General features: G+C 68.8%; 13 protein-coding genes and 1 pseudogene. 7 read left to right on the top strand and 7 right to left on the bottom strand.

The window, feature by feature from the left end; genetic code table 11:
* The first annotated feature begins 108 nt into the window (after positions 1-108).
* A complete protein-coding gene (locus tag ADBZ6I_RS03495) occupies positions 109-993 on the top strand; it encodes a universal stress protein (protein WP_526380909.1) in 885 nt (294 codons plus the stop codon).
* A gap of 67 nt (positions 994-1,060) precedes the next feature.
* Here the strand turns inward: ADBZ6I_RS03495 and ADBZ6I_RS03490 are convergent, their stop codons facing one another.
* The 5 genes from ADBZ6I_RS03490 to ADBZ6I_RS03470 are packed head-to-tail and all read right to left on the bottom strand — an operon-like array spanning position 1,061 to position 7,329.
* Positions 1,061-2,779: a sensor histidine kinase gene (locus tag ADBZ6I_RS03490; RefSeq protein ID WP_526380907.1), complete on the bottom strand. Its 1,719-nt coding sequence runs from the start codon at positions 2,777-2,779 to the stop codon at positions 1,061-1,063.
* The gene (dosR, locus tag ADBZ6I_RS03485; RefSeq protein ID WP_526380905.1) at positions 2,779-3,426 is read right to left on the bottom strand and encodes a hypoxia response regulator transcription factor DosR/DevR; all 648 of its coding nucleotides are present in this window, start codon (positions 3,424-3,426) and stop codon (positions 2,779-2,781) included. Before dosR ends, ADBZ6I_RS03490 begins: the two co-directional genes overlap by 1 nt.
* A 28-nt stretch (positions 3,427-3,454) precedes the next feature.
* Positions 3,455-4,279 carry a universal stress protein gene (locus tag ADBZ6I_RS03480; RefSeq protein ID WP_526380903.1) on the bottom strand — a complete coding sequence of 275 codons (825 nt, stop codon included), beginning with the start codon at positions 4,277-4,279 and terminating at the stop codon, positions 3,455-3,457.
* A 15-nt stretch (positions 4,280-4,294) separates the two neighbouring features.
* The gene (locus tag ADBZ6I_RS03475; RefSeq protein ID WP_526380901.1) at positions 4,295-5,242 is read right to left on the bottom strand and encodes a 1-phosphofructokinase family hexose kinase; all 948 of its coding nucleotides are present in this window, start codon (positions 5,240-5,242) and stop codon (positions 4,295-4,297) included.
* Positions 5,243-5,253: 11 nt separating this feature from the next.
* Positions 5,254-7,329: an erythromycin esterase family protein gene (locus ADBZ6I_RS03470; protein ID WP_526380899.1), complete on the bottom strand. Its 2,076-nt coding sequence runs from the start codon at positions 7,327-7,329 to the stop codon at positions 5,254-5,256.
* Positions 7,330-7,470: 141 nt separating this feature from the next.
* Between ADBZ6I_RS03470 and ADBZ6I_RS03465 the strand changes: the two genes are divergently transcribed.
* The gene (locus ADBZ6I_RS03465; protein ID WP_526380897.1) at positions 7,471-8,097 is read left to right on the top strand and encodes an SRPBCC family protein; all 627 of its coding nucleotides are present in this window, start codon (positions 7,471-7,473) and stop codon (positions 8,095-8,097) included.
* On the opposite strand, the gene ADBZ6I_RS03460 is transcribed toward ADBZ6I_RS03465, so the two are convergent.
* On the bottom strand, positions 8,094-9,077 hold the full coding sequence (locus tag ADBZ6I_RS03460; protein ID WP_526380895.1) for an Acg family FMN-binding oxidoreductase: 984 nt from the start codon (positions 9,075-9,077) through the stop codon (positions 8,094-8,096). The genes ADBZ6I_RS03465 and ADBZ6I_RS03460 overlap by 4 nt on opposite strands.
* Positions 9,078-9,182: 105 nt before the next feature.
* Between ADBZ6I_RS03460 and ADBZ6I_RS03455 the strand changes: the two genes are divergently transcribed.
* From ADBZ6I_RS03455 to ADBZ6I_RS03445, 3 genes and pseudogenes are all read left to right on the top strand, one after another.
* Complete coding sequence (locus ADBZ6I_RS03455) at positions 9,183-10,652, top strand: bifunctional aminoglycoside phosphotransferase/ATP-binding protein (RefSeq protein ID WP_526380892.1); 1,470 nt, start codon at positions 9,183-9,185, stop codon at positions 10,650-10,652.
* A gap of 31 nt (positions 10,653-10,683) precedes the next feature.
* The gene (gene ppsA / locus ADBZ6I_RS03450; RefSeq protein WP_526380890.1) at positions 10,684-12,960 is read left to right on the top strand and encodes a phosphoenolpyruvate synthase; all 2,277 of its coding nucleotides are present in this window, start codon (positions 10,684-10,686) and stop codon (positions 12,958-12,960) included.
* A gap of 41 nt (positions 12,961-13,001) precedes the next feature.
* A pseudogene (locus ADBZ6I_RS03445) lies at positions 13,002-13,727 on the top strand (cation transporting ATPase C-terminal domain-containing protein); the annotation flags it as partial.
* A 9-nt stretch (positions 13,728-13,736) separates the two neighbouring features.
* On the opposite strand, the gene ADBZ6I_RS03440 reads toward ADBZ6I_RS03445, so the two are convergent.
* Positions 13,737-14,768 carry an endonuclease/exonuclease/phosphatase family protein gene (locus tag ADBZ6I_RS03440; protein ID WP_526380888.1) on the bottom strand — a complete coding sequence of 344 codons (1,032 nt, stop codon included), beginning with the start codon at positions 14,766-14,768 and terminating at the stop codon, positions 13,737-13,739.
* A gap of 122 nt (positions 14,769-14,890) precedes the next feature.
* Between ADBZ6I_RS03440 and ADBZ6I_RS03435 the strand changes: the two genes are divergently transcribed.
* Positions 14,891-15,613 carry a glycoside hydrolase domain-containing protein gene (locus ADBZ6I_RS03435; protein WP_526380886.1) on the top strand — a complete coding sequence of 241 codons (723 nt, stop codon included), beginning with the start codon at positions 14,891-14,893 and terminating at the stop codon, positions 15,611-15,613.
* Positions 15,614-15,988: 375 nt separating this feature from the next.
* On the top strand, positions 15,989-18,985 hold a 2,997-nt coding region (locus ADBZ6I_RS03430), incomplete at its 3' end, for a fatty acid synthase subunit beta domain-containing protein (protein WP_526380884.1).

Genomic DNA, 18,985 nt, shown 5'->3' with positions numbered 1-18,985 from the left:
CTAGGCGGCCCAAGGGACCAATGCCCCTGACCGGCGTCGTGGCGCGCGACTAGGGTCATGACATCGCGCCAGGTAAGTCTCAGGTAGGGCCTCCGAAAGGACACCGAAATGACAACCGCTGCAAGCACTCTGCCCGTCGTTGTGGGAGTCGACGGTTCCGCGGCGTCGAAGGTCGCCGTCGACTGGGCTGCCCGCGATGCCGCCCGGCGCGGTGTGGCGCTGAAACTGATCCATGTTCTTGTCCCGCCGGCGGTCATGGCGTTCCCGGAGGTCCCCTTGCCGGCCGGCTACCTGGATTGGCAGGAGGAGGCGGGCCAAAAGCTCCTCGACGGAGCGCGCGTGACGGTCGAGGAAGCCGTCGGGGACGCGCACGTCGAAGTGACCACCGACATGATCGCCGGCCCGGCGGTGCCGGTCCTGGAGGAGCTGTCCACCGCGGCGCAGATGATCGTGATCGGTTGCCGAGGCCGCGGGACGCTGGCCCGCAGCGTGCTGGGCTCGATCAGCACGGGGCTGGCCCACCACGCCCATTGCCCGGTGGCGATCATCCACGACGAGGACCCGCTGATGCCGCACCCGTCGCAGGCGCCGGTGGTGGTCGGGGTGGACGGATCACCAGCCTCCGAGCACGCGCTGGCCATCGCCTTCGAGCAGGCGTCGTTCCGTGGTGTGGACCTGGTGGCGGTGCACGCCTGGGGCGACAGCGGCATGTTCGAGTTCCCTGGCGCGGACTGGTCGACCCTGCAGGCGATGGGGGAGGAGACGCTCAGCGAGCGACTCTCGGGTTGGCAGGAGCGCTACCCCGACGTGCTGGTGCGCCGGGTGGTGGTCCCGGACCGGCCGGCTCACCAGTTGATTGAGCAGTCCGAGTCGGCCCAGCTGCTGGTGCTGGGAAGCCACGGGCGGGGCGGCTTCGCCGGAATGCTGCTGGGCTCGGTGAGCACGGCGGTGATCCACTCCGCCCGCATGCCGGTGATCGTCGCGCGGCGTTAGTCGCCGGCGAGATACCAGTCGTCGGGGATCTGGGGATACCCCGCTACGGCACCCGCTACGGCACCCGCTACGGCAGTGGCGCCGACCAGCGCACCGTCGTACCGCCGCCGGGGGTGTCTTCGATCGCCAGCCGGCCGCCGACCTCGTCGGCCCGCGCCCGCAGATTGTGCAAACCGCTGGCCGTGACGTCGGGGGGCATACCGCACCCGTCGTCGGTCACCTCCAGGGTCAGGTCGTCATCGACCCGCACGTGCACCGTCAGGCTGCGTGCGCCGCCGTGCCGCACCGCATTGCTGACCGCTTCCAGGACCACCGCCTCGGCGTGATCGGCGAGTGTGGGGTCCACCACCGACAGCGGACCCACGAAATGCACGCTGGTCCGCAGGTCCTGGCCGCTGAAAGCGCCCACGGCCTCCTCGATCCGCTGACGCAGCCGGGTGCTGCCCGACGAGCCGCCGTGCAGATCGAAAATCGTGCTGCGGATCTCCTGGATGACGGCCTGCAACTCGTCCACCGTGTCGGCGAGGCGATGCTGCACATCGGGCGTACGGGCGCGCGGGATGACGCCCTGCAGCGACAGGCCGACGGCGAATAGCCGTTGGATCACGTGGTCGTGCAAGTCGCGGGCGATACGGTCGCGCTCAGAAAGGACCTCGAGTTCGTGCATCCGGCGTTGGCTGCTTGCCAGTTGCCACGCCATCGCCACCTGATCGGCAAAAGCAACCAGCATGTCCAGTTGCTCCTGCGAGAAGGTCAACGCCCCGCGCCGCCGCAGCACCACCACAATTCCGGCGAGGTCGGTGCGCAGCGGCACCACCATGGCCGAGCCGACGTCGTCCATCATCTGTTGGACCGGGCCGCTCTCGTCGACCGAGGCTAGGCGGCGTGGAGTCATGTCGGTGAAGACCTGACCCAGGACGCTGTCGGCGACGTTGAGGGCCGGTCCGGATCCGGGAACGCGGGCCGCGCCGGCCGCCTCCACCACCGTCAGTTCGTCGACGGAGCCCGCTCCGAGATCGGTGTCAGGCGACACCGCCACGAATGCCCCGTCGGCCTCAGCGAGTTTCAGCACTTCCACCGCCACCCGGCGGAGCACCTCGGTCGGCTCGTCGCCGGCGAGGAGTTGGGTGGCGACATCGCGGGTCGACTCGATCCACGCCCGGCGGGTCTGGGCCTGCTGATACAGGCGGGCGTTATCGATCGCGATTCCGGCCGCCGCGGCCAATGCCTCGACCAGAACCTCGTCGTCGTCGGTGAACGGCTCGCCGTTGGCCTTCTCGGTCAGGTACAGGTTGCCGTAGATCTCGTCGCGGATCCGGACCGGCACCCCGAGGAAGGTGTGCATGGGCGGATGGTTCGCCGGAAAGCCCACCGAAGCGGGGTGATTGCTGATCTCGTCGAGGCGGATCGACTTGGGGTCGTCGAGCAAGACGCCCAGCACGCCGATGCCCTGGGGTGCGCGCCCGATCACTTCCAAATCCGCCTCGCCCATGCCCTCCAGGACGAAGTCGACGATCTGATGTCCTTCGCCGCGGATACCCAGGGCGCCGTAGCGGGCGTCGACGAGTGTGGTCGCCGATTTCACGATGGTCTTCAGTGTGGTGTCCAGGTCCAGTCCGGAGGTCACCACCAGCATGGCTTCGACCAGACCGTCGAGCCGGTCCCGGCCCTTGACGATCTGCTCCACCCGGTCTTGGACTTCGACGAGCAACTCGCGCAGCCGCAGCTGGGACAGGGTTCCGCGCAGATGCGCTGACTGATCTGCCCCGAAGCCCCGGTTGGGCATCAACTCTCCCTGCGGTGGTGGTGATCCAGCTTGGACACGAAGACGGCGGCCTGGGTGCGCCGCTCCATGCCGAGCTTGGCCAGCAGCCGGGATACGTAGTTCTTCACCGTCTTCTCGGCCAGGAACATCCGGGCGGCGATCTGCTTGTTGGTCAGTCCCTCACCGAGGAGGTCGAGCAGCACCCGTTCCTGCTCGGTGAGCCCGGACAGCGGATCGGCCGTTTCGGCCGCGCCGCGCAGTTTGGCCATCAGTGCGGCAGCGGCGCGGTTGTCGAGCAGGGACCGGCCCGCGCCAACGTCCTTGATCGCCTGGGCCAGCTCCATGCCCTTGATGTCTTTCACCACGTAGCCGCTCGCACCGGCCAGGATGGCATCGAGCATGGCCTCGTCGGACGTGAATGACGTCAGCATCAGGCAGCGCAGATCCGACATCTTCGACAGCAGGTCGCGGCACAGTTCGATGCCGTTGCCGTCGGGCAGTCGCACGTCGAGAATCGCCACATCCGGTTTCAACGCCGGAATCTGCGACATCGCCTGCGCGACGGTTCCCGCTTCGCCGATCACGTCGAGTTCCGGGTCGGCGCTGAGCAGGCCGATCAGACCCCGCCGAACCACCTCATGGTCATCGACGAGGAAGACCTTCACCATGTCTGTCACGATAACCGGCGATCTCTCCTCAGAGGAGTCGTTGCCGATCCACCACCAAGACCGAGCAGTCGGTGTCATGCAGGGCGGACAGCCCGGCAGGCCCCAGCAGTTCGCCTACCGCGGCGGTATTGCGGGCCCCGATCACCACCAGCTGGATGGCCGCGGCGTTGTCGGCCAGGTAGCTCAGGGCGCTGCCGTGGACCGCGACCGGCAGCACGTCCAGGTCGGGATAGCGCCGTCTCCACTGCTCAAGGCGGCGGTCCAGCTGCACGCGGACCAGCTTTCCGGACTGCGCCACTGCCTGCGGCTCGTGTCCGTCGGACTGCCAGGTGCCCACCACCCGCAGTGGGGCGCGGCGCAGCCGGGCCTCCTCGACGGCGTACTGCAGCACCGCGGCGGAGTCTGGAGTCTGGTCGAGTTCGGTCACCACCCACCCCGTTGTGGAGACGGCCGGGTGCCGGCCGCCGCGCACCACCGCCACCGGGCAGTGCGCCGAGGCCACCAGGGCGGCGGCCGTTGACCCGACCCGGGCCTGGTCGAAATGCCGCAGACCCACGTCGCCGACACACAGCATCACCGCATTGCGGGAGGCCTCCAGCAGGGCCGCCGTCGGTCCTGCCGCCACCACCTCGGTATCGACGGACACCGGCCGGTCGGTTGCCCGCACCGCTTCGGCGGCGGCCCCGACGACCTCCTGGGCGTGTCCGGCATCGCCGTGTTCGGCCGCGGCCACCAGGCGCAGCGGCAGTTCGCGGCCGACGGCCTCATCCACCGCCCACAGCGCGGCGTGGACCCCGCCGCGCGACCCGTCGACGCCGACGACGATCGCGGGTGCGGTGAACGACTGGGTCATGGGGTCATTCTGCCGTCAGCCGACCGCTACCGGGGGCGCGGTCTGCGCGAACAGTCGCTCGGCGTCCTCCCGGGTGCACGGTGTCGAGCCCGGCGTCAGCAGCATCGCCGCCCCGGCGGCGACCCCCAGCCGGACCGCCTCGGTCAGCGGCCAGCCGCGAGTCAGCCCCACCGCGACACCAGCGACCATCGCATCGCCGGCGCCCACGCCGCTGCCTGGCGGAACGTCGACGTGGGCGAAGCGGTGCGCCTCTCCGGCGGTGACCAGCAGCGCCCCCTGCGATCCGAGCGACACCAGCACGCACTCGGCCACACCGCGGGCCACCAGTGCGCGTGCGGCGGCCAACTGCTCGGCCTCGCTGCTCAGTTCCAGGCCCAGGCACTCACGCAGTTCCCGCACGCTCGGCTTGAGCAGGAAAACCCCGGAGTCGACGTGCGTCAGACCCCCGCCGGAGGTGTCCAACAAGAATTTCACGCCGAGCTCGGAGCAGGCGGTTGCCACCCGCTGGTAGAAGTCCTCCGGAACCCCGGGCGGCAGGCTTCCACTGGCCACCACGAAGGTCGCCGACTCGGCCGCCCGCCGCAACTGCAGCAGGCATTCCGCCTGCTCGGCGACCGTCAGCTCAGGTCCGGGCAGGACGAAGCGATACTGCCCCGACGTGCTGGTCTCGTTCACGGTGAAGCTTTCCCGGGTCGAGCCGCCGATCGACACTCGATGAAGGGCAAGGCCTTCGGCGACCAGCAGGCTGTGGACCAATTCGCCGGCGGGCCCACCGGCCGGGAACACCGCCATCGTTGAGGCGCCCAGCACCCCGGCCACATGGGCGACGTTGATGCCACCGCCACCGGGGTCGTAACGCACGCCCGCGCAGCGCAGTTTCTCAGTGGGGCGCACCACCGGGGTGCTCGTCGTGATGTCCAGCGCCGGATTCATGCACAGCGTGACGATGTCGGTGGTGCGCACGCCCGACACTCTCACAGACCGCTCGGGTACGTTTCCGGATTCTGCCCCGCGATCCACACGCTGTTCGGCTCGAGCGGTTCCAGCGCCCGGGTGGTGTCGATGTGGATCATCACGTCGAACTGATCCGACGGCCGGACATGGAAGTAGTGGCTTTGCCGCTCGGTCTGCGGCAGATAGATCACCCCGATCGCGCGGCCCAGCCGCACCACGTCCAGCGCCGCGGACGCCGGTGAGCCGGTGTGCATCTCCACCAGGAAGTCACCTTTTCCGGTCTGGTGCAACAGTTCCTCGATACTGCCCGGCAGCGCCGGGCGCACCGTCTTGTGTTCGGCCACCCCGCCCCAGTCGCTGGCCGCGGTCACCGTACCGGAATACGTGGACAACCCGATCAGCCGGCAGTCCTGGCCGTACTGTTCGCGGGCCAGTTGGCCGATGGTCAGCTGGCCGTCCGCCGACACCTCGGTGGCGCGGGCATCCCCAACGTGAGAGTTATGCGCCCACACCACGATCCGAGCCGGTTCGGGACCGCCGGTCCGGTCCAGGTGGGCGATCAGCGCGCTCAAGGTCTCGGCCATGTGCTTGTCGCGCATATTCCACGACGTCACCCGGCCGGCGAACATGCCCCGGTAGTAGGCCTCGGCGTTGCGCACCGTCGCGGCGTTCTGCTGGGCGTAGAACAACTCGTCCTCGGCCAGCTCACCGTCCTGGATCAGGTATTCGGTTGCGCCGCGCTGCAATTCGAGGAGTTGCTCGACTGCCTGACGTTCACACTTCGGTCCCGCGCCGAACGCCGCGGCATAGCCATAGGCCTGCCCGTCGTCGCCGGCGGAGTGGTCGAAGCAGGCGTACCGGGCGCGGGCCCGGGTGGCGGCCTTGGGGTCGACGGAGTCGAGGTAGCCGATCACCTCCTGCATCGAGCGGTGCAGGCTGTAGAGGTCCAGTCCGTAGAAACCTGCCTGGCGCCGGCCGTCTGCCACCCATTGCCCCGGGCCCTCCTGGCCAGTCAGACTGTTGTGCCAGCGCAGCCAGCCGACGAAGTCGCGGACCACGGTGTTGCGCCACATCCAGGCCGGGAACCGCTCAAACCCGCGCAGCGCCTCCTCGGGAGAGTCGTCTCGTTCCGCATCCTGGCCGAGCCCGCGCACGTAGCGGTTGACCCGGTAGGCGTCCGGCCAATCCGCCTCGGCGGCAACGCCGTTGAAGCCCTTTTCCTGGATCAGCCATTTGGTGATCTCGGCGCGGGCCTCGTAGAACTCGTGGGTGCCGTGCGAACTTTCGCCGATCAGCACCACCCGGGCGTCGCCGATCAGAGCCTCCAGCACGTCGCGCGGCGGCACCCCGCCCGGCGCATCGACCGCCACGGCGGCCACCAGTTCGGCCGGCGTCGGAGTCACCGGGGCCGGCGGTGCGCCGGTGGTCGGTGTGGCGAGCAGGGCCCGCACTTCTTCGTCGGTGACCTGGGTGAAGTCCCAGAACGACTCGCCCACCGCCAGGAACGGGGTCGGCATCGACGCGCACACCATGTCGTCGACGAGTCCGGCTAACTCGCGGCAGGTGGACTCCGGCGCGGCGGGGACGGCGACGACGATCTCGGCCGGTTGCGCATCGCGCAGCGCCTGCACCGCCGCCATCATCGACGACCCGGTGGCCAGACCGTCGTCGACCAGGATCACCGTCTTGCCGGTGACCTCCAGCGGCGGGCGATTACCCCGGTAGGCCGCCTCGCGGCGGATTAGTTCCCGCGCTTCCCGATCGGCGACCTCACGCAACTGCTCCGGGGTGACCCGCAGGGCCCGCAGAATGTCGTCGTTGACCACCACCCGGCCGCCGCTGGCCAGGGCCCCGACCGCGAACTCCTCGTGTCCCGGCGCGCCGAGTTTGCGGACGATGAACGCGTCCAGCGGGGCGCCGAGGGAGCGGGCCACCTCGAAGGCCACCGGCAGGCCGCCGCGAGCCAGCCCCAGGACGATCACGTCGGGTCGGCCGCGGTAGGCGCCCAACATGCCGGCCAGCACCCGGCCCGCCTCCCGGCGGTCGGTGAAGATCCGGCGTGGTTGATGACGGCGGACGCCCGTTGATCGCGTCATGATTTCCTCCCCCTTGCCGCAGGTCCGGTCAAGGGACCCACACCTCAAGGGTAGGTAGTGACGCGCGAGTGTGGCAGGGCCGTTGGTCAGCAGTCCAGCCGGGAGCCTGCGCGCAAGCCCACTTTGGGTAAGACTGTCAAGATGTGGGCGCGAATGGCCGGGGGTGCTGTGACGAGTGCCGCGCTGTATGCGGCGCGGCGTTACTACCGCAACTGGGGGACGACGAAAGAAGAGTGCGAGACGCCGCTGCCCGGTGACGAACTGGTAGCCGAGCCGGCGACGCAGACCACCGAGGGCATCTGGATCGAGGCGCCCTCCTCGCAGGTGTGGCCGTGGCTGAAGCAGATGGGCTACGACCGCGCCGGCATGTACAGCTACGAAAAGCTGGAGAACCTGGTCGGCATCAAGCACCGCAACGCCGACCGGATCCATCCGGAGTGGCAGGACCTCGCGGTGGGCGACGTGATCCGGCTGGCCCCGCCCGGCTGGATGGGCCTGCGCGACGGCATCGCGCTCCCGGTGGTGCAGTTGATCCACGGCCATGCGATGGTGCTGCGCATGCAGCCGCCCGGTCTGCCGCTCGACGGGGTGTGGTCGTTCCACCTGACGACGCCGTGGGAGGACCGCTGCCGGCTGCTGGTGCGCACCCGGTCGACGCTGCGCGCCCGCGGTGAATTGCTGGGCGCCGAAGCCTTCGGTCCGGTGATGGCGGTGATGACCCGCGGCATGCTGCTGGGCCTAAAGCAGCGTGTCGAACAGTCTCTTTAGGGCTTGACGGTCAGCACGTCGGCCAGCGGCCGACGCGGCGTGGCCGGCGGCTGATCGTCGAATGCCGGCACCTGCCCGATGCGGATCAGCACCTGCGGGTCGCCGGTGTCACCCACCAGCGCCCGGATGATGGCGCGGCTGGCGTCCAATTCGGTCAGGTGGGTGAGCGTGCAGGTCGCCAGCCCCGCCATGGTGGCCTCCAGCAGCACATCGGAGAGCACCTCCCCGCAGCCCAGCGCCTCCCGGCGGCCGTCGCCGTCTGTGCACAGCACTGCGATCACCGAGTGATCGCGATCCACCTTTGGCCGGCGGTCGGGATGGGAGTCGGACGGAAACGCTCGCGCCACCTCAACTCGCCCGCGTTCGGACGCCGACGCCAATGCGCTGTAGGGAACCCCGTCGGAGACTTCGAACGGCGAAGTCCACCAACGCAACTCGGCTTGGTACGAGCTGTCGTAGCGGCGCATGGCCTCAGTCAGCCGGGACGCTTCGGCCAGCCGAGGCCGCGCCGAGTCCGGCAGCACCGCCCACGTGGCCTTCTCGGTGTCGATGGTCGTGCGCAGCACCGGCTCCAGGAACTCCCAGCTCGCCGGAGCGGCGAACGGCAGCCGGTCGGTGCGGCGCTGCAGGATCGCGTCGGCGCGCGCCCGGTCGGCGTCGCTGACGAACTGCACCCGCCGGAAGTCGATGGTGGCCAGGTGATCGAGCTCGTTGGGGTTGGGGAAGCGCTCGATCCGGGCCTTCCACCCGGCCGCCGCGGCGGCCACCCGCAGGTGGTCCAGCAGCGCACCGCAACTGATCACGGCCTCCCGTCCGCTGCGGTCGGTGGCATGCGGCACTCGGTGCGGTTCCAGGAACAACCGCAGTTCGCCGTCCTGGGCGGTCATCCGCCACGGCTGACTGTTGTGCACCGACGGCGCCCGGCAGGCCACTTGCACCACCCTGGCCAGCGTCGCAGAGTCGATCGATGACGCACTCATCTCCCACCCCCTGCGGTCGTGATCAACGATAAGCCGAAATGCGGCCACCCGGCTCGGGGCTTAAGACCCTCGCGGTGGTCGCCTCGCGGGTGCAGGATCGAAGGCATGGCCGACGCTGTGTTGTGCCCGGGGGTGGCCGAGACGCACACCGGGCTCGTCATCTTCGTCGGTGACCTCGCCTACAAGGTCAAAAAGCCCGTCGTCACCGATTTCCTGGACTTCTCCACCCATGCTTACCGGGAACAGGCCTGCGCGCACGAGGTGGAACTCAACCGCCGGCTGGCGCCGGACAGCTATCTGGGCGTCGGCCACTTCCACCCGCCTCTGCCTGGTGAGGCGCCTGAGCCGGTGATCGTGATGCGCCGCCATCCCGACGATCGACGGCTGGCCGGCATGGTCCGCCGCGGCGAGGACGTCACAGAACCGCTGGCGGCGATCGCCGCGATCCTGGCCCGATTCCATGCCGGCGCCCACCGGGGCCGGGAGGTCGACGAGCAGGCGACCGTCGACGCCGTGACCGGGCGCTGGCGGGAGAATCTGGTCGAGTTGGACCGTTACGCCGCCGGTGTGGTGCCCGGGGTGGACCCGGTGGTGGTCGCCGACATCGGTCGGCGGGCGCTGGGTTTCCTGGCCGGGCGTTCGGAGCTGCTCGCCGAGCGGATCAACGCACAGCGGATCGTCGACGGCCACGCCGACCTGCTGGCCGACGACATCTTTTGCATGCCTGAGGGGCCGGCGCTGCTGGACTGTCTGGAGTTCGACGACCGGCTGCGCTATGTCGACGGCGTCGACGACGCCGCCTTCCTGGCGATGGATCTGGAGTTCCTGGGCCGGCCCGATCTCGGTGCCTTCTTCCTTCGGCGCTACCTGGAGTTGGCGGCCGATGACGCGCCGGAGTCGTTGCGGCACTTCTACATCGCTTATCGCGCGGTGGTGCGCGCCAAGGTCGAGTGCGTCCGCTACACCCAGGGCCACGTCGAATCCGCCGACGACGCCCGGCGCCACCTGCAGATCGCGCTGGAGCATCTGCGGACCGGATCGGTGCGACTGATCCTGGTCGGCGGCGGTCCGGGCACCGGCAAGACCACCCTTGCCCGCGCGCTAGCCGAAAAGCTTGGTGCGCAGGTGATCTCCACCGACGACGTGCGTGCCCAGATGGTGGCCCGCGGCGAGATCACCGGCGAACCGGGCATCCTGGGCGAGGGCCTGTACACGCGGGAGAACATCGAGGCGGTGTACGACGCCGTGCTGGGGCAGGCGCGTCGTGGTCTTTCGGAGGGGCGCACGGTGATCCTCGACGGCACCTGGAGCGATCCCCGGCAGCGGCAGCGCGCCCGGGAGGTGGCAGCCCATTCGGCACTGGCCGAACTCGCCTGCGTCGCTTCGCTGGACGAGACCGTCGTGCGTATCCGAACGAGAACCGGCACCACCTCCCAGGTGACCCCCGACATCGCCACCGCGCTGGTCCACCGCGAGCCCCACCACGGCAGCTGGCCGGAAGCGCACCGTATCGACACCACGCGGGACTTGTCGGAGTCCGTCGCCGAGGCGCTGGACATCTGCCGAGACCTGTAGAACGCCGAGCCCTGGACAACAAGGAGAACGCATGCGATTCGTCGAAGACATTGCCAACCTCGGCATGGCCGAGGCCGAGGAGGCCGGCGGCAAGGGCGCCAACATGGGGGAGATGGTCAACGCCGGGCTGCCCGTGCCGCCCGGATTCGTGGTGCTGCGAGACAGCTACCTGGCGTCGATGAGTGCGGCCGGTGTCACCGAGGAACTCAACACCGCGCACCGCGAAGCCGTGCTGCACGCCGGCGATCCGGCGCGATTCGACGAGATGTGCCAGAAGATGAAGGCCACCGTCCTGCGGGCCGGCATGGCCGACGAGGTCCGGGAGAAGATCCTGGACTCCTACCGGGCGATGGGCCCGGATTGCTTTGTGGCCGTGCGGTCCTCGGCCACCGGCGAGGACGGTGCCGACGCCTCCTTCGCCGGCATGAACGAGACGTTCACCAACGTCCGCGGTGAGCAGGACCTGATCCAGAAGGTGCAGGAGTGCTGGGCGTCACTGTTCGGCCCGCGGGTGGTCGCCTATCGAGCCAGCCGCGGCTTCCACGCCGACCCGGCGATGGCCGTGGTGGTCCAGCTGATGATCGCCTCCGAGCGGTCCGGGGTGGCGTTCACCGCCGACCCCACCACCGACGCCACCGACCGGGTCGTGGTCGAGGGCGCCTTCGGCCAGGGCGAGGTGGTGGTGTCCGGATCTGTGGAGCCCGACACCTACGTGGTGTCCAAGGCCGACGGCGAAATCCTCTCCCGCCGAATGGGGTACAAGTCGTTCAAGATCGTCCGCGGCGACGACGGCAAGGATCAGCGGGTCGAACTCGACGAGTCCGAGGCCGAGTCACGGGTACTGGCCGACGACGAGGTCCGCCGGATCGCCGAGATCGCCATCCGCAGCGAGAAGCATGCCGGCTGCCCGCAGGACACTGAGTGGGCCATCGCCGACGGCAAGACCTACATCGTCCAGACCCGGCCGATCACCACGCTGAAGCGCGCCGGCACCCGCACCGCCGAGTCGCATGAGGTGCTGGTGCAGGGCATTCCCGCGGTACCGGGTGCGGCCTCAGGCGTGGTGCGGGTGCTCGGCGACGTCAGCGACGGGGCCCGCCTGCAGGACGGTGAAGTGCTGGTGGCGCAGATGACCAACCCGGATTGGCTGCCCACCATGCGACGGGCCGCCGCGCTGGTCACCGACACCGGCGGGATGACCTGCCACGCCGCCATCGTCGCCCGCGAGCTCGGCGTGCCGTGCATCGTCGGGGCCCGCACGGCCACCAAAGTCCTGAAGGACGGCATGGTGGTCACGGTGGACGGCACCCACGGCCGGGTGCTCGCGGGCCGGGCCCAGGAGGCGCAGGGGGAGAAAGCAGCCGTCACCGCAGAACGCGTTGCGCCACAGGCTATTCCGGCGGAGGTCACCGGCACCAAGATCTACGTCAACGTCGCCATGCCGGACGCCGCCGAACGGGCGGCGAAGCTCGACGTCGACGGGGTGGGGCTGCTGCGCGCCGAACTGATCCTCACCGACGCCCTGAACAACCGGCACCCGCGCGACCTGATCGCCCGCGGCGAGCAGAACACCCTGGTGGACAACCTCGCCGAGGCCGTCGGCCGGGTCGCCTCGGCGTTCGCACCGCGGCCGGTGATCTACCGGGCCACCGACTTCCGCACCAACGAATTCCGCAAGCTCGCCGGCGGTGAGGCCTACGAGCCGGAAGAGCACAACCCGATGATCGGCTACCGCGGCTGCTACCGCTACGTCAAGCAGCCCGACGTGTTCGCCCTGGAATTGCAGGCACTGGCCCGGGTCCGGGAACACAATCCCAACCTGCACCTGATGATTCCGTTCGTCCGCACCAAGTGGGAACTCGAGGAGTGCCTGTCGCTGATCGACGCCAGCCCGCTGGGGCGTCAGCGCGGCCTGCACCGGTGGGTGATGGCCGAGGTGCCCTCGGTGGTGTACTGGCTGCCCGAGTACGTCGGGATGGGTATCGACGGGGTGTCGATCGGCAGCAACGACCTGACCCAGCTAATGCTCGGCGTCGACCGCGACTCCGATGTGTGCGCGGAGTTGTTCGACGAGTCCGACGGCGCCGTCCTCGACGCGATCGGCCAGATCATCAGCACCGCCCGCCGGCTCGGTATCACCGCGTCGCTGTGCGGGCAGGCGCCGTCGACCCGGCCCGACTTCGCCGAGCACCTGGTGCGAATGGGCATCACCTCGATCTCGGTGACCCCCGATGTCGCCGAGCGCACCCGGCGCAACGTCGCCGCCGCCGAACGGCGCCTGCTGCTGGAGTCCGCGCTCCGGCCGTGACGGCGAGCGTCGCTGAGGGGCTGACCTCCGCCGAGGCGGCGGCCGCCGGGGCGGCCGAGGGTCGCCGGATCTTCGCCAACACCGTCAAGTACGTGCTGATGGGCACGTCGAGCAACTTCGGGAACATGTTCTCCGCGGCCGCCGCTTCGGCGGTGCTGCCCTTCCTGCCGATGCTGCCCAGCCAAATTCTGTTGAACGATCTGCTCTACGACACCTCGCAGCTGGCCATCCCGACCGACCGGGTCGACGAGGAGCAGCTGCACGCCCCGTCGCACTGGAACATCGCGTTCATCCGACGGTTCATGCTCACCTTCGGCCCGGTCAGTTCGCTGTTCGACTTCATGACCTTCGGGCTAATGCTCGGTGTCCTGCACGCCGGGCCGGAAGAGTTCCGCACCGGGTGGTTCATCGAGTCGCTGGCCACCCAGACGTTGATCATCGTGGCCATTCGCACCCGGCGAATCCCGTTCTTCCGCAGCCGGCCGGGCAGTGTGTTGATGGCCGCCACCGTCGGGGTGATCGCCGTGGGCATCGTCCTTACCCTCGCCCCGGTGGGTCAGCCGCTCGGCTTCCGGCCGCTGCCCTGGCAGTTCTTCGCCGCCCTGGCACTGCTGACGGCGGCCTACCTGGTGCTGGTGGAAATCACCAAGGCTGTCTTTTACGCCGAACCTGTGCGTCCGGCCGGACCGGTGCCGCGGACCCGCGGCCTGGAACACCGGATCGGCCGTCGCGCAGCGAAATTCAGTCACCCGGGCCGGTTGCGCTGACGCCGATGCTCAGGCCGCCGGGTCGAGCGGAACCCGGACCGTGGCCAGCAGCGAGCGATGATCCGAACCGGTGATCTTCACCGTCTCGATCGTCGTGGCGGCGGCGTTACGGGTCAGGATGTGGTCGATGGTGATGAGCGGCGGCAGTGGGTGATCGGCTTTGAACGTCGGGGCGAATCCTGACCCCAGCTGTTGGACAGCGTCGGAGTACCCGTCGGTCAGCAGGTCACGGAACTGCCGCATATCCGGGGTGCTGTTGTAGTCGCCGCCGATGATCACCGCGCCCGGACCCGCCTCCCGGGCGAAGTTGTCCAGTTGCGCCTTCGCCCCGGCCATGCCGGCGCTCCAGTCCTCGACGGTGTTCTTGTCATCGGAGACCGGCGACATGATGTGGACGCTGGCAACAACAGGCTTGTTCGTCACGCCCGGGACGTCGACGCGGGCCGCGGGCATCGTGACGGCCCGGTGTCGGATGGCGGTCAACGGAGTCAGCGGATAACGGCTCCAGAGGCCGATTCCGCCCGCGCCCGGGCCGGGTTTGAGGAGGGAGTAGGGAAATTCCGTGTTGATGCCCGCGGCGACGTAGCGGTCGACCGCTTCCGGGGTCAGTTCGGCGACGGTGATCACATCGGCACTCGTGGACGCCAGCCCGACGAACTCCTCGGGGTCCGCGCGTCCGTACCGGAGGTTCGACGACAGCACCCGGACTTCGGTGTACGCGCCCATTTCGGGGTGTCGGTTGTTGCCGATGTAATACCAGGCCACCTGGATGGCCAGGGTGGTCGCCATCAGGACGGCGCCGGCGATCATCAGCGTCTTCCGTCGTGCCAGAACCGCCGCCACCAGACCGACCAGCGCGATCAGCGGAACGAACGTCGCACCGACGGAGAGGACCAAACGCGGGATGCTGGTCACCGGCTGGTACCGGAACGCCATGGCCACCGCCGCGAACAGCAGGGCTGCGGCGGCCACGGTGGTCGTGACGATCCGGACGGCCGGTGATCCGCTGCCGGTGCTGCGAACGTGATGTCTACCCGACAAGGACGCCGGCTCTCCTCATGCTTGACTGCTGAAACAACTCCGCACGCTACCAGTCAGCCCCATTTGCCCAGCCAGTCGGTGTGAACTGTCGACCCGCGGATGGCTGCCCTATGGTGTGGCACATGTCCGTCACGCGCAGGGATGTGCTCAAGATCGCCGCCGCGGCGCCCGCGGCACTGGGTCTGGGTGCACTGGCCGGTGCCGTCGCACCGGCCGCGGCCACCGCGGATTCGCTGGGCGTGCTGTTCGACTACTCCGCCGGGGTGCTCAGCGCCGCCGACATCAAGGCCGCCGGCGGGTTGGGTGCCATTCGCTATGTGTCCGACCGTCGTCCCGGTGCCAGCTGGATGCTGGGCAAGCCCATGCAGTTGGCCGAGGCCCAGGAGCTCTCCGAGGCCGGTCTGAAGATCGTCTCCAACTACCAGTTCGGCAAGCAGGACACCGCCGACTGGCTGGGCGGGCAGGCCGCCGGTATCAAGCACGCGCAGCGCGGAGTGGAGTTGCACACCGCCGCAGGCGGCCCCGCAACCGCGCCGATTTACGCCTCGATCGACGACAATCCCAGCTTTGAGCAGTACAAACAGCAGGTTGCACCGTACCTGCGGGCCTGGGAAGAAGTGATCGGCAAGTCGCGGGTCGGTGTCTACGGCAACTCCAGGACCATCGAGTGGGCGCTGCAGGACGGGATCGGCTCCTGGTTCTGGCAGCACAACTGGGGAACCCCGCAGGGAGTCGTCCACCCGGCGGCGCATCTGCACCAGTTCGAGATCGACGCCCGCAAGGTCGCCGGTGTCGGGGTGGACTTGAACAACATCCTCAAGCCGCAATTCGGCCAGTGGATGTGAAATAACCTACTCATTAGTAGGTATTTGCTGGCTGATGCGTGCCAGGCAATTCGGTGCGGTTGAGTGAACAATTGTCGACCGCTTTCCGGTCAGCGCCTGCGGTGGTCGCGTCGTCACGGGACACCGGCAGCGCCCTCAGTGCTGGGTAACGATTTGATAACAATCATATCGTGAACTGCGGCGTTGTGGTTACTCAAGCGTAACCACCCACACGCAGGCGGTTTGTCTTGAGCTGCCGCGGGGTGTATCTGCCTGCCGTTATGCCAACGCTCGGTTACTCATCCGTAGAACTCGCGAGTAACAAATCCAGGCGAAAAAACCCGGCCATTCTTATGCGACTCTTAGAGCGCAAAAGATGCGGTGAGGGAGACGAGAATGACGATCTACGAGCACGACAGCCTGACGACAGCGGACGACGCTCGGCGGCAGACTCCGCACGCCCTCGTGGACCGACTCAACGCCGGCGAACCGTATGCCGTGGCGTTCGGTGGACAGGGCAGCTCGACCTGGCTGGCCAACCTCGAGGAGATCGTCACCACCGCCGGCATCGAGTCCGAGTTGGCCGAGATCGCCGATGAAGCCGAACTGCTGCTGCGGCCGGTGGCCGACGAACTCGTCGTCGTGCGGCCCATCGGCTTCGAGCCGCTGCGCTGGATCCGTGCGCTGGCGGCCGGGGAACCGGTGCCGACCGCGCGCCAGCTGGTGTCGGCCGCTGTGTCGATCCCCGGTGTGCTGCTGACCCAGATCGCCGCTACCCGCGCCCTGAGCCGTCAGGGTATGGACTTCGCCGGAGCTCCTCCCGTCGCGCTGGCCGGTCATTCTCAGGGCGTGATGGCCGCCGCGGCATTCAAGGCCGGCGGGGCCAAGGACGTCGAGTTACTGGCACTGGCGCAGCTGGGCGGTGCGGCCGGCACTCTGGTCGCCCGCCGTCGCGGCGTCGTCGCGCTGGGCGACCGGCCGCCGATGCTGTCGGTCACCAACGCCGAGCCCGATCACATCGCCGAGCTGCTGGAGGAGTTCAGCCGCGACGTGCGCACGGTGCAGCCGCCGGTGCTGTCCATCCGCAACGGGCGGCGATCAGTCGTGCTCACCGGCACGCCCGAACAGCTGTCCCGATTCCAGCTGTACTGCGAGCAGATCTCCGAGAAGCAGGCCGCCGAGCGCAAGAACAAGCTGCGGGGCGGGGCGGTGTTCTCGCCGATGTTCGACCCGGTGGCCGTCGAGGTCGGTTACCACACGCCGCTGCTGGCAGACGGCGTGGGCATCGTCGGACGCTGGGCGCAGATCATCGGAATCGACGTCGACGAGGCCGTGGGCCAGTCCCAAGCCCTCATGGTCGACCCCGTTGACTGGGTCGCGGCGGTCGACGGCATCGAGCGTGCCGGGGCGCGGTGGATCCTCGACCTCGGACCGGGCGACCTTCTGACCCGGCTCACCTCCCCGGTGATCCGCGGACTTGGCATCGGCATCGTGCCGGCGGCCACCCGCGGCGGCCAGCGCAACCTTTTCACCGTCGGCGCGGCCCCCGAGGTCAGCAAGCCGTGGTCGAGCTACGCGCCCGCGCTGATCGAACTGCCCAACGGCGCGGTGAAGCTGTCCACCAAGTTCACCCGGCTCACCGGCCGTTCGCCCATCCTGCTGGCCGGCATGACGCCGACCACCGTCGATGCCAAGATCGTCGCCGCGGCCGCCAACGCCGGGCACTGGGCCGAACTGGCCGGTGGCGGTCAGGTGACCGAGCCGATTTTCAACCGCCGTGTCGCTGAACTGACTGAACTGCTCGAGCCCGGCCGCGCGGTGCAGTTGAACGCGCTGTTCCTGGACCCCTATCTGTGGAAGCTGCAGGTAGGCGGAAAACGCCTGCTGCAGAAGGCCCGTCAGGCCGGTGCCCCGTTCGACGGTCTGGTGATCAGCGCCGGCATTCCCGATCTCGACGAGGCTGTTGAGCTGATCGACGAAATCCACAGCGCCGGTATCGCGCACGTGTGCTTCAAGCCGGGCACCGTCGAGCAGATTCGCTCGGTCATCCGGATCGCCGCTGAGGTGCCCACCCACGAGGTGATCGTCCACATCGAGGGCGGCAGAGCCGGCGGTCACCACTCCTGGGAGGATCTCGACGATCTGCTGCTGAGCACCTACTCCGAACTGCGCTCGCAGTCCAACATCACCATCTGCGCCGGTGGCGGGATCGGCACGCCCGAGCGCGCCGCGGAGTACCTCACCGGCCGCTGGTCGGCTGCCTACGGCTACCCCTTGATGCCGGTCGACGGCATCCTGGTCGGCACCGCCGCGATGGCCTGCCTGGAGGCCACCACCTCGGCGTCGGTCAAGCAGATGTTGGTCGACACCGCCGGTACCGAGCAATGGGTGGGCGCCGGAAAAGCGTTGAACGGCATGGCTTCCGGGCGCAGCCAGCTCGGCGCGGACATCCACGAGATCGACAATTCGGCGTCCCGCTGCGGCCGGCTGCTCGACGAGGTCGCCGGTGACGCCGACGCCGTCGCGGCCCGGCGCGACGAGATCATCGCCGCCATGGCCGCAACGGCCAAGCCGTATTTCGGCGATATCGCCGAGATGACCTACCTGCAGTGGCTGCGCCGCTACGTCGAGCTGGCCATCGGCGACGGCAGCAGCACCGCAGATACCAAGGCGCCCGGCTCGCCCTGGTTGGACATCACCTGGCGCGACCGCTTCGCCGCGATACTGCAGCGCGCCGAGGCCCGGCTGGATGCTGTCGACAGCGGGTTGATCGAGACGTTGTTCAATGACATTGCGCTGCTTGAGGATCCGGACCGGGCGATCAACGCCCTGCTGGAGCGCTACCCGGACGCCGCCTCGGTGCTGCTGCATCCCGCCGACGCGCCGTTCTTCACCGAACTGTGCAAGAAACCGGGCAAGCCGGTGAATTTCGTGCCGGTGATCGACAAGGACGTCCGCCGGTGGTGGCGCAGCGACTCGCTGTGGCAGGCCCACGACGAGCGCTACAGTGCCGATCAGGTGTGCATCATCCCGGGCACCGAAGCGGTCGCGGGTATCACCCGGGTCGACGAGCCGGTCGGGGAACTTCTGGACCGCTTCGAGTACGCCGCCGTGGCCGACGTGCTGGCCGCTGGGCGTCAGCCCCAGCCGGTGGTCTCGCGGCTGCAGGTTCGCGGCGACGTCGCCGGCCCACTGGCTATCGTGCTGGACTCCCCGGACGTGCTGTGGGCCGGCCGCACCGCGGTCAACCCGGTGCACCGACTCGCCCCGCCGGATGCCTGGCAGGTGCGCGACAACTCATCGGAGGGCAGGAGCGAAGCGACCCGGGAATATCTCAGCGCCACAAACCATTCCACCGGCGCGCGCCTGGAGGTCGTCGGTCCCGACCGGGTG

This window comes from Mycobacterium sp. (genome assembly GCF_044342925.1).
In the GTDB taxonomy this organism is placed as follows: domain Bacteria; phylum Actinomycetota; class Actinomycetes; order Mycobacteriales; family Mycobacteriaceae; genus Mycobacterium.
Note: the sequence above shows the minus strand (reverse complement) of the source record. Positions and strands in the feature narration are given on the sequence as shown.